11 protein-coding genes are annotated in these 12,161 nt (G+C 33.1%); 8 read left to right on the forward strand and 3 right to left on the reverse strand.

Going from position 1 to position 12,161, the window contains the following annotated elements:
* Positions 1 to 3: 3 nt before the first annotated feature.
* Positions 4 to 369 (reverse strand): four helix bundle protein, encoded by a 366-nt coding sequence (locus AAGV28_RS02825; RefSeq protein ID WP_373405308.1) that lies wholly within the window; start codon positions 367 to 369, stop codon positions 4 to 6.
* A gap of 41 nt (positions 370 to 410) precedes the next feature.
* Positions 411 to 3,425 (reverse strand): tetratricopeptide repeat protein, encoded by a 3,015-nt coding sequence (locus AAGV28_RS02830; RefSeq protein ID WP_373405309.1) that lies wholly within the window; start codon positions 3,423 to 3,425, stop codon positions 411 to 413.
* A gap of 165 nt (positions 3,426 to 3,590) precedes the next feature.
* Here AAGV28_RS02830 and AAGV28_RS02835 point away from each other — a divergent pair, with 165 nt between their 5' ends.
* Complete coding sequence (locus tag AAGV28_RS02835; protein WP_373405310.1) at positions 3,591 to 4,274, forward strand: cell division ATP-binding protein FtsE; 684 nt, start codon at positions 3,591 to 3,593, stop codon at positions 4,272 to 4,274.
* Positions 4,275 to 4,281: 7 nt separating this feature from the next.
* Here AAGV28_RS02835 and AAGV28_RS02840 read toward each other — a convergent pair whose 3' ends face one another.
* Complete coding sequence (locus AAGV28_RS02840; protein WP_373405311.1) at positions 4,282 to 4,887, reverse strand: trimeric intracellular cation channel family protein; 606 nt, start codon at positions 4,885 to 4,887, stop codon at positions 4,282 to 4,284.
* A gap of 168 nt (positions 4,888 to 5,055) precedes the next feature.
* On the opposite strand from AAGV28_RS02840, the gene AAGV28_RS02845 reads away from it, so the two are divergent.
* The 7 genes from AAGV28_RS02845 (at position 5,056) to AAGV28_RS02875 (ending at position 12,127) form a co-directional block, all read left to right on the forward strand.
* A complete protein-coding gene (locus tag AAGV28_RS02845) occupies positions 5,056 to 5,841 on the forward strand; it encodes a TrmH family RNA methyltransferase (RefSeq protein ID WP_373405312.1) in 786 nt (261 codons plus the stop codon).
* Positions 5,842 to 5,963: 122 nt separating this feature from the next.
* Positions 5,964 to 8,183 carry a RelA/SpoT family protein gene (locus AAGV28_RS02850; protein WP_373405397.1) on the forward strand — a complete coding sequence of 740 codons (2,220 nt, stop codon included), beginning with the start codon at positions 5,964 to 5,966 and terminating at the stop codon, positions 8,181 to 8,183.
* A 135-nt stretch (positions 8,184 to 8,318) separates the two neighbouring features.
* Positions 8,319 to 8,807, forward strand: coding sequence for a Fur family transcriptional regulator (locus AAGV28_RS02855; RefSeq protein ID WP_373405313.1), 489 nt, complete (start codon positions 8,319 to 8,321; stop codon positions 8,805 to 8,807).
* Positions 8,808 to 8,880: 73 nt separating this feature from the next.
* The gene (locus tag AAGV28_RS02860) at positions 8,881 to 10,152 is read left to right on the forward strand and encodes an adenylosuccinate synthase (RefSeq protein WP_373405314.1); all 1,272 of its coding nucleotides are present in this window, start codon (positions 8,881 to 8,883) and stop codon (positions 10,150 to 10,152) included.
* 120 nt (positions 10,153 to 10,272) lie between these two features.
* Entirely contained in the window at positions 10,273 to 10,854 is a 582-nt protein-coding gene (gene nudK / locus AAGV28_RS02865) for a GDP-mannose pyrophosphatase NudK (protein WP_373405315.1), read from the forward strand.
* Between the two features lie 165 nt (positions 10,855 to 11,019).
* Positions 11,020 to 11,604 carry a helix-turn-helix domain-containing protein gene (locus AAGV28_RS02870; RefSeq protein WP_373405316.1) on the forward strand — a complete coding sequence of 195 codons (585 nt, stop codon included), beginning with the start codon at positions 11,020 to 11,022 and terminating at the stop codon, positions 11,602 to 11,604.
* Between the two features lie 79 nt (positions 11,605 to 11,683).
* Complete coding sequence (locus tag AAGV28_RS02875) at positions 11,684 to 12,127, forward strand: response regulator (protein WP_373405317.1); 444 nt, start codon at positions 11,684 to 11,686, stop codon at positions 12,125 to 12,127.
* Positions 12,128 to 12,161: the final 34 nt, after the last annotated feature.

Here is a 12,161-nt window from a genome sequence, read left to right on the forward strand (position 1 = left end):
AAATTATTGGTTTAATGTATTTTGAAATGACATTGTTGCTTTTTGAAATTCTTCTATTTTGTTTTCAATATGTTGAGACAAATCATCTGAAACATAACTTTGACTTTTAGCCAACAACAGTTGCGTTTGAAGTTCGAACGAGGAACCTAAAGAAATATCTAAAAAATGACTAAAGGATTTGTTCGTTCTGCTTGAACCTTCTGCAATATTAGAAGGCATAGAAACAGAACATCTATTCATTTGACTTATCAAACCAAATTTTTCTGAACTGGGAAAACTTGAGGTTAATTTGAAAATTTGCCCCGCCAATTCCATTGCCATTTGCCATATTTTTAGTTTTTTAAAATTATGTCTTTTAAATTCACTCATAATTATTTTTTCTATTATCTATTCGTCTATTATCCAACCGTCTAATTTTTAATTGATGAATTGGTTTTAGACTCTTCTGATTTAATTCGACCTAATTCCGTTTGAGCTTCTGCAACCACTTCTGGAAAATCAGAGAAATTTTGAATAACACTTTCTAAGATGTAGGTTGCCTGAAAACTATCTTTTAATCCGTAAAAGTTTTTAGCCATTAAAACTAATCCTTTGGCACCATAAAAACGGTAAGAAGCATAATTTTTAGCTAATTTTTGAACCACAGTATTTGATGCTTCAAATTGGGCTTCCTTATTTTTAAAATAAGCATCATAAAACAACGCTTCTGCTGCCAATTCTCCTTTTGCAATCAAAAGAACTTTTGCGTAAGCTGCTTTGGCCTTAGCTTCGTCTCCTGTTTGTATAGCCGAACGCCCGATGATAATTTGCGCATCACTTTTTACATTATCGTCTATTTTTGGATTATTCAACACCTTATCAGCATAAACTACTGCGTTCGAATACTCTTTATTTTCATAATAACTTTTCATCAAATTTGATTGTGCAAAAACTTTATTCTGGAACAAATCGGCTTCATTTTCTAAACGAAGTAAAACCGGAATTGCTTTGTCTTTTGAACCATTATCTAATAAAATTTGCCCCAATCTTGTTAAAGATTGTTCCGTAAATTCGTTTCTAGGCTGATTGACCACATATTCATAATTGGGTAAGGCTTTGTCTTTTTGACCTTCGGCATAATAGGCTTGCGCCAAATTAAAATTAGCTTTCAAAGCGTGAATGCCGTTTGGAAAACTCGAAATATAAGCTCTAAAACCAGATATCGCCTGAGAATTATTATTTTGTTCAAATTGTTTCATTGCCGATTCGTAAGTGTCGTTATCCAAATCAGCATCCGTAACTGCAACAAAATCTAATGTTCTAACCCAGATAGCATATTCACTGACTTTTCCGCTATCAACATAAATCAATCTTGCCGTAGCAACTGCCTCTAATGCTTCAGGAGTTTTAGGATATTCGGCAGCTACTTTTTTGAATTTCACTAAAGCATCTGAACTTCGGTCTGAATTATAATAAACCAATCCCTGACGCAAAATAGCTTTTGCAGTAAATACACTATTTTTATATTCGTTTATCAATCGATCATAGGTTTTTAAGGCTGAATCTTGTTTGTCAGTTGCCACATACGTATTGGCTAATTCGAACAAAGCATCATCACGATAATTTGTTTTAGGATAAGCCTGCACAAATGCATTCAATTCTTCAATTTTCTTGTCATTTCGAGACACAAAACCATAACAAAGTGCTTTTTGATAATAAGCATAATCCGCATCTACACTCTTCAATTCAATTACCTTATTATAGGCATCCATTGCTGGCCAATATTTAGAAGTCACAAAACGACAATCAGCTAAACGCAAATAAGCATCAGTCACTCTTGTTTTATCATTACTAACTTTGTCTATAAATTTCTGGAAGGCATCACCTGCTGCGTCATATTCTTTCAGCTTAAAATACGCATAAGCTACATTATAATTACTGTTTTTAAATTCAGGCGTTAAAGCCGCTGCCGACATTCCAATAAACTGTTTGAAACTCAACAGTGATTTGTTATATTCATTCAACACATACTCTGTTTCTCCTTTCCAGAAAGTGGCTCTTGCCGTAAATTCGGCATCAACTGTATTCCCTAAAGATTTTTGAAACATTGCTAAAGCTTCTTGATACTTTCTATTAGTGTAGGATTCTAAACCACTGTAAAAAGTCACTTTTTGATAAGCTGATTTGTTTTCTGGAGTTTTGTTTTTTTCCAATAAAACTAAAGCTTCTTTGTAATTTTTAGAAGAAATATAAGAATCAATCAATAATTTTTCAACAACCGAACGGCTGGAACTATTTGGATATTTATTGATAAAACCTAACAAAACTGAAGGTACACTTTGATAAGAATTCCCTAATTCATAACTTAATTTAGCATAATTCAAATAAGCATCTTCCTGAATTGCCGGATCAAATGGCATTTCGGAAGCATTTTTAAACGCATTCAATGCCTGTGGTTTTTTATCTAATTTAAGGTAACTTTCACCTAAATGATAATACGCATTTTGTGCTACACCGTCTTTTCCACCAACAATTTTATTGAATTGAGCAATGGCACTTTCAAAATTATTTTGTTTGTAATACGCATAACCCAACAGGTAATAATCGGTATTGTTCCATCGTCCAGCTTTCCCTTTGTAAGCCACTAAATACGGAATGGCTTCGTTGTATTGCTTTAAATTAAAGTAGCTTTCGCCAATAATTTTATTCAATTCTGATTTTTCAGCAGGAGTAGATTTTGCCATCGCTTTTTGTCCTAGCTCGATTGCTTTTTCAAAATTCCCTGATTTAAAATTCATGTCAGCTTGGTAGTACGACAATTTTTCTGCGTATTTTTCATCACCAGAAACAGCTTCAAAATATTTATTGGCTTCCTGATAATTATCACCCTCATAAGCCATAAACCCTAAATAATATTTGGCTTGAGGCCCATAAACTTCTGATTTTAATACTTTATTGAAATAAGTTGTTGCCTCTTTTTTGTTTTTGGAACTAAAAAAACTATAGCCTTTTTGGAAATTAAATCGGTCTTTATCGGCTGCACTTAATTGGCTTTCATCTACTTTTTCAAACCAGTTCAAAGCTTCCGAATAATTTTTCTGATTGAAATAATGGTGTGCTACTTCAACATAAGCTTGATTGCTTTTAGAACTTGTAGGATACTCTTCTAAGAACGATTCCATCAACACATCAGCATTGGCATGACCTAATCGAACAGCGCAACTAGCTTCATAGTACGCACAATCCGATTTGATTTCCTCCTCTTTCGTTGCTGCTTTTACTTTTTCGAAAATAAATTGAGCCGATGCATATTGATTGTCCTTGAACAATGAAACTGCTCTATTATAATCTTTTAAATCACTAGTATATATTGTTGATTTCTGTGCTGTAAGCGTATTGGTTTTAACAAAAACCAGCAAAAAAAAGAGCCAAGAAAGTTTGCGCATTTTATTTATTTTTTAATAGTCAAATATATCATATTATAGGGTCTATAACGTGACAATAATTGGTTTTATTATGAACAAATATTTTAACAAAGCATAAAAAACCTTGAATTGATATTGCTATTTCATAATTGATAATTACTTTTACGCCTTAAACAAACGCTAATTATGTCTCAAGCTATCCTGTCATTAAAAAACGCAACCATCTATCAAGAAGATAAAGTAATCTTATCGAATGTGAATCTGGAAGTCAACCGCGGAGAGTTTTTATACCTTATTGGAAAAACAGGTTCTGGAAAAAGTAGTTTTATGAAAACGCTTTATGCTGATTTACCCTTGACCGAAGGCACAGGACATATTGTAGATTTTGATTTAGACACACTTAAAGAAAATGACATTCCGTTTTTAAGACGTAAAATTGGAATTGTTTTTCAGGATTTCAAACTACTTCCCGATCGTTCTATTCAAGACAACATGCTTTTTGTTCTTAGAGCTACGGGTTGGTCTGACCAAAATGAAATGGAACGAAAAATAGAAGAAGTTTTAGACAAAGTAGGAATGAAAAACTACGCTCAAAAAATGCCGCACCAAATTTCTGGTGGAGAACAACAGCGTGTAGCTATCGCAAGAGCATTATTGAACGACCCTGAACTTATTCTTGCTGACGAACCTACAGGAAACTTAGACCCACAAACAAGCGTTGAAGTTTTGGATGTTTTGAAAAAAATTAATGCTAACGGAAAAACCATTATCATGGCAACACATGATTATGCTTTATTGATGAAATTCCCTTCGAAAACTTTAAAATGTGAGGACGCTAAAATTTTTGAAGTAGTGCAAAGAACCGTTTAATTCACAACTATTTACCACTTTCCAAAGCAGGTAAATGCCATTTGTACTTAACAGCTAACAATCGGATACTAATTACAATTGATACAGTTGTGATGTAAATAATCTCATCGTTAAGCTGAAAATATTTGAGCATAAAAAACAATATTCCACCAAGAATACAAATGGTAGCATAAATCTCTTTACGAAAAATAACCGGAATTTCATTGCATAAAATATCCCGAATAACACCACCAAAACAAGCGGTGATCGTTCCCAAAGCGATACAAATAATAGGATGCAGGCCAATTTCAATCCCTTTTCGCAATCCTGTCAAGGTGTAAACACCAAGACCAATGGTGTCAAAAAGAAACAAAGAAGTTCTTAATTTGTCGAATTTCTTTCGAAAAACAACTGCCAAGACAAAACCAATAATAATCATATAGACATATTCCAAATTCATCATCCAACCCACTGGAGTCTTTCCAATTAAAATATCTCGCAAAGTACCTCCTCCCACCGCAGTCACAAAAGCAATAATAAAAACGCCAAAAGGATCTAACTTCTTCTCCATTGCAGTCAAAACTCCCGACATCGCAAAAGCCATTGTACCCAAAATTTCTAATACACTAAACATACTTTTTTATTTAAATAGGAATTTTAAGCAAATTAACGCAAAACAACACAGTTAAATAATCAAAAACATATTATTCTACTCAATAGGAGAAAATTTTAAATAGCTATTTTACAAAACAATTATTGTCTGTGTATCTTTGCGTGTATTTAATCCTAAATTTTGCAACCCTTGAAACAAATTACATCCATTCAAAATCCATTGATAAAATCTTTAGTATTATTACAAGAAAAAGCCAAAAACCGCAAACAAACAGGTACTTTTTTAATTGAAGGAGTGCGCGAAATTTCATTAGCCGTAAAAGGAAAATACGAAATTGAAACTATACTTTTTTATCCTGAAATTTGTAACGAAACAACAGCTAGAAAATTAGCTCCAAATGCAGAATTAATCGAAATAAACAAAGATGTATTTCAAAAATTAAGCTACCGCGATACTACAGAAGGTGTATTGGCTGTAGCCAAATCAAAATCATTGCAACTTTCTGATTTAAAACTTTCAGCAACTCCATTGATTTTAGTTGCCGAAGCTCCCGAAAAACCAGGAAACATTGGCGCTCTTTTACGAACTGCCGATGCTGCTAATCTGGATGCTGTAATTATCGCTAACCCAAAAAGCGATTTATACAACCCAAATATTGTTCGCTCCAGCGTAGGTTGTTTGTTTACTAACCAAATTGCAACTGCCACTACATCTGAAATCATTTCTTTTTTAAAAGAGAAAAACATCAATTTTTACTGTGCGACTTTGCAAAATTCGACAAGTTACCACACCCAAGATTTCACAAAACCAACCGCATTAGTGGTTGGAACCGAGGCTACAGGATTGACTCAGGAATGGCGTGATGCCGCTACACAAAATATCATTATCCCAATGCAAGGAGAAATAGACAGCATGAATGTTTCGGTTGCCGCAGCCATATTAATATTCGAAGCTAAAAGACAAAGAGGTTTTTAGATTTTAGAATGCACATTTTACACTAAGGACTAAGGACTGAAAATTAAGGACTAAAAACTAAATTTCAAACTCTTGCATATATGCGAACTTATCGCTATTTTTAGAAAATGAACCTTGAAAGTATGACCGAAATAGATATCGAAAAAGAGAATAAAGCAATTGCTCAAGAATACAAAGAATTGCTTCGCATTAGTTACCAAACTTTAACCACAGAAGACAAAAAACTAATCCGAAAAGCCTTTGATGTTGCCGTAGAAGCACATAAAGATCAAAGACGAAAATCAGGCGAAGCTTATATTTTTCATCCTATTGCCGTGGCTAAAATTGTTGCTTCCGAGATTGGTCTTGGTGCCACTTCTATTGCCGCAGCTTTACTACATGATGTTGTAGAAGACACCCCAACTACAGTTAAAGATATTGAACGCATGTTCAATCCAAAAGTAGCCCAACTTGTAGAAGGTTTGACTAAAATATCTATCGTACAAAAAGACATGAATGTGTCTATGCAAGCCGAAAACTTCCGAAAGATGTTATTGACTTTGTATGATGATGTTCGTGTAATTCTAATAAAAATTGCCGACAGATTGCACAATATGCAAACCATGGAATCGATGGTGGATCATAAACAAGTCAAAATTGCCTCAGAAACCTTATATATTTATGCACCACTAGCACACCGATTAGGCCTATACAATATAAAAACCAAACTGGAAGATTTAGGTTTAAAATATACAGAACCTGCCATTTACAATGATATTATTAGCAAAATAAAGGAAACCAAAGAACAGCAAGACGCTTACATTAAAGACATCTCAGATGTTCTTAAAAACTCTTTAAACACCGAAGGTATTGATTACATTATAAAAGGACGTCCAAAATCCATTTATTCTATTCATCGAAAGATGAAAACACAAAACGTTACTTTTGATGAAGTTTACGACAAATTTGCACTTCGGATTATCTACAAATCAGCTCCTCACGATGAGAAATTTGTTGCCTGGAAAATATATTCCATTGTTACAGATCATTACAGACCGAGTCCGAGCCGTTTGAGAGATTGGATTTCGTCTCCTAAATCAACGGGATACGAAGCCTTGCATATTACGGTAATGGGACCAAAAGGACGCTGGGTGGAAATTCAGGTACGAAGTGAACGTATGGATGAAATTGCCGAAAAAGGATATGCTGCCCATTACAAATATAAAAATGGTGCTACCGAAGAAGGAGGATTAGATGTTTGGCTTAACTTACTGAGAGAAGCCTTAGAAAACCAGGAAACTAACGCTATCGACTTTGTAGAAGATTTCAAAATGAATCTATATTCAAAAGAAATCTATGTTTTTACACCAAAAGGAGACATCAAATCGTTGCCAAAAGGCGCTACTTCTCTTGATTTTGCGTTTAGCATCCACTCCGAAATTGGAATAAAAACCCGCGGAACCAGAGTCAATGGGAAATTAGTTCCCTTGAACTATGAATTAAAAAGTGGCGATCAGGTAGATATTATTACATCGCCCAATCAAAAACCTACAGCAAACTGGCTGGACTATGTAACCACATCCAGAGCAAAAAATAAAATTAGAAACGTTCTTAACGAAGACACTAAAAAAATTGCCGAAGACGGAAAAGAAGTATTAACCCGTAAATTAAAACACCTTAAGGTTACCCTAAACGAAGCGGTGATTAATGAATTAGTTAACTTTTTTCATCTTAAAACCAGTTTGGATTTGTTTTACAGAGTTGGAATTGGCACAATTGGCAACCAACAATTAAAAGATTTTGCTGCACAAAAAAGCAATACTTTAATTAATTTTTTCAAAAATAAAATTAAGCGTTCAGGCAATACTGCTGATACCGACATTCACAAGCAAGTGTTAAACAGTAATTATGATATGCTGGTTTTTGGTAAAGAGCAAGATAAATTAGATTACAAACTATCTACTTGTTGTAACCCGATTCCAGGTGACTTGGTTTTTGGATTTGTTACCATCAACGAAGGAATAAAAGTTCACAAAAAAGACTGTCCAAACGCCATTTCTTTGCAATCCAATTATGCTTATAGAATTATGCCTGCCAAATGGATTGATTCTTCACAACAAGAATTTAAAGCCATTTTGAATATTACTGGAATGGACACCATCGGTCTTACTAACGAATTGACAAAAGTAATTTCAAACAACATGAACGTAAACATTCAAAGTATTTCTTTGAGTGGTGATGCAGGACTTTTTAAAGGTCAGCTAACGGTAGTGGTGCAAAACATAACCATTTTGAAAAAACTAATAGACAACATCAAAAAAATTGATGGAATTGACAGAGTAACTCGAGTTTACAAAAACTAAGTGCTTTCTTAAGTAGTATACTATTTAATTCTTTTTTGAGTTTAAAAGTATTTCCAGACAAAAAAGAATAAAATTATTCTCTTATAAGCACTTAAACTTGAAAACTATTAAAATAAAAATTTATCTTTGCCAAATATGACACTCATTTCCACAAATAACAACAAAAACCAAGAAATTGTAAAAAACGTTTTTACAATGTATCTTGAAAAAAACGGGCATAGAAAAACACCTGAGCGTTACTCTATACTTCAGGAAATCTATGAAAGCGAAGAACATTTTGATATTGAAAACTTATATATCAAAATGAAAAATAAAAACTACCGTGTCAGTAGGGCTACGCTATACAATACGATAGAATTATTACTTGACTGTGCTTTGGTACGCAAGCACCAATTTGGGCAAAACCAAGCGCACTATGAAAAATCCTATTTTGATAAACAGCACGATCATATCATTATGACCGATACTGGCGAAGTGATTGAGTTTTGTGACCCAAGAATACAAACCATAAAAAAAACAATCGAAGAGATTTTTGATTTAGATATTACTAATCATTCGTTGTATTTCTATGGAACTAAGAAAAGTCCAAAAACCAGCGAACAACAAGAAGACGAAAATCAATAAAAAACATTTAGTTTAAATAAAGGCGGTACTAATTTACCTCCAAAACGAATTAACGAAAATAAATAAATTAAAAATGACCGTAGATTTATTACTAGGATTACAATGGGGAGATGAAGGAAAAGGAAAAATTGTTGACGTTCTTACCTCAAATTACGATATTATTGCGCGTTTTCAAGGAGGTCCAAATGCCGGACATACTTTAGAATTTGACGGAATAAAACATGTACTTAGAACCATTCCTTCTGGGATTTTCCATAAATCAGCGGTAAATGTTATTGGAAATGGTGTTGTAATTGATCCTGTTGTATTTCAAAAAGAAATTGAAGGATTGGCAAAATTCAACATCGATATCAAAAAGAAATTAATCATCTCTAGAAAAGCACACTTAATTTTACCTACGCACCGTTTATTAGACGCTGCTTCTGAAGCTTCTAAAGGAAAAGCTAAAATTGGTTCTACACTTAAAGGTATTGGACCAACTTACATGGACAAAACAGGTAGAAACGGCCTACGTGTAGGAGATATTGAATTAGTAGATTTTAAAGAAAGATACCGCGCTCTTGCTGACAAGCATGAAGCTATGATTGCTTTTTACGGAGTGGAATTACAATACAATCTAGAAGAATTAGAAACTGAATTTTTTGAATCTATCGAAGAAATTAAAAAATTAGATTTCATCGATAGCGAAGAATACATGTACCAAGCACAAAAAGCGGGTAAATCAATTTTATGCGAAGGAGCTCAAGGTTCATTATTAGATGTTGATTTTGGAACTTATCCTTTCGTAACATCTTCTAACACTACAGCTGCCGGAGCTTGTACAGGTCTAGGAATTGCTCCTAACAGAATCAAAGAAGTGTACGGAATTTTTAAAGCATACACTACTCGTGTAGGTAGCGGTCCTTTCCCTACTGAACTTTTTGACGAAGTAGGTGCTGCTATGGCAAAAGTGGGTAACGAATTTGGTTCGGTTACCGGAAGAGCAAGACGTTGTGGATGGTTAGACTTAGTAGCCTTGAAATACGCTGTTCAAGTAAACGGAGTAACTCAATTAATGATGATGAAAGGTGACGTACTTTCTGGTTTTGATACTTTGAAAATATGTACTGAATACAATTATAAAGGAAAAAACATTGCTCACTTTCCATACAATGTGGAAGAAGAAAATGTTACTCCAATTTACAAAGAATTCAAAGGATGGAAACAAGATTTAACAGGAATGACTACTTATGAGGAATTGCCTATTGAATTAAAAGAGTACATCGAGTTCATTGAAAAAGAATTGGAAGTGCCTATCAAAATTGTTTCTGTTGGTCCAGACAGAAAGCAAACCATTATGAAATAATAAGTAACGCTCTGATTTTTCAGGGCGTTTTTTTATATGTCTAAATAAAAAGTCAAATCGCAAATTCGCAAATTATTTTTTGCTATTACATTTTTAATTTGCGTTAATAAAAAACAACAAATGAACAACCCAAAAATAACTATACAAAAAACAGAATTACTTTCAGATAACTGGTACATTTTAAACAAAGTAACTTTTGATTACCAAAAAACAGACAATAGCATTATTACACAACAAAGAGAAGTCTACGATCGTGGTAACGGAGCTGCCATTTTACTTTATAACAAAACTAACAAAACTATTATTTTAACCCGTCAGTTTCGTTTACCAACCTACTTAAATGGAAATAAAAGCGGAATGATGGTAGAAGTTTGTGCTGGATTATTAGACCAGGACGAACCTGAACAATGTATTATTAGAGAAACAGAAGAAGAAACCGGTTACCGCGTTTCTAAGGTTAAAAAAATCATGGAAACCTATATGTCTCCAGGAGCCATAACCGAAATACTCTATTTATTTGTTGCCGAATATGATGCTTCTATGAAATTCAGCGAAGGCGGCGGATTAGAACACGAACAGGAAAATATTGAAGTGATAGAAATGCCATTCGACCAAGCTTTTGATAGGATTGAAACTGGTGAACTAAAAGATGCAAAAACGATTATGTTGTTGCAATATGCTAAGATTAATTTGGGCTTTTAAGCCGTTGCTTTTCACATGGCTATAAAGCATTATACTGCATTCACACAAAGTTAAAATATCCAATTTTTACTTTTTTTGACATTACAGCTCCTTTTTTTCATTCTGAAAAAGTATATATTTACAAATTAAAAAAAACAAATATCGGTTTGCTAAAAACGTATCTAGATGAAGATTTATATTAAAAACATGGCATGCGAAAGCTGCAAAGTAGTAGTCAAAGAAGCTCTTGAGGAACTAGATTTGCATCCTTTAAAAATAGAACTTGGAGAAGCTGATATCAAAGAAGAAATAAGCATTGAAAAAAAGAGAGAACTAAATTCAATTTTACAAAAAGTTGGACTCGAACTTATTGAAAGTAAAGGAGGGATTTTAATCGAAAAAATCAAAAACCATTGTCAAGAATACATCAACAGTGATAAGGCTGAAAAAATTAATCTATCAGATTATTTAGCTGAAAAAATAGACTTAGATTACAATTACCTATCAAACGCTTTTTCTGAAGTAACTTCGAATACAATAATCAATTACACCAACTTACTCAAAATGGAGAAAGCGAAAGAAATGATTTTGTTTGAAGAATATAATTTTTCTGAAATTGCAACTAAACTTCATTTCAGTAGCCTTTCGGCTTTTTCGACACAATTTAAAAAAATAACCGGTTTTAGTCCCACTCATTTTAAGAATTTAAAAGAAAAAAGAAGGAAAGCAATACAAGAACTTAACAAAGATATTAAAGAGAAAAAACAATAAAATTTATAAATTTCTACCAAAAAAGGTGAATTTTTATTGGCTTTTAAAAGATACATTTACATACTAAATTTGAAACAAAATGAGTAAAATAAGTATCTTTTATGCTGATGATGATGATGACGATTTAATTTTTTTTAATGATGCTGTAGAAAGCGCCACGGATAATTCTAATGAATTAGTAAAACTTCATATTCATAAAAACGGGGAAAACCTTCTAAATAGCATTAAAGAAAATAAACCTCAAAATGGAGTCGTTTTTTTAGATATAAACATGCCAAGAAAATCTGGATTTCAGTTTTTGCAAGAGATACGTAGCGAACCAAGTATCAATGAATTTCCAGTAATTATTTACTCTACGAGTTCGAACAAGTCAGACATTGATTTAAGTCTCAATCTTGGAGCTAACTTTTACGCTATTAAACCGCACACATTCGGTGACTTGATAAAAATGATTCAAAATGTAATGAATATCAATTGGAACAATCACAAGGTCGATGTGAATAATTTTCTGTTGATAAAGTAAATCAAAGTAAGTAAATACCATAAAAAAGGGAATT

This window comes from Flavobacterium zubiriense (genome assembly GCF_041729725.1).
In the GTDB taxonomy this organism is placed as follows: Bacteria; Bacteroidota; Bacteroidia; order Flavobacteriales; family Flavobacteriaceae; genus Flavobacterium; species Flavobacterium zubiriense.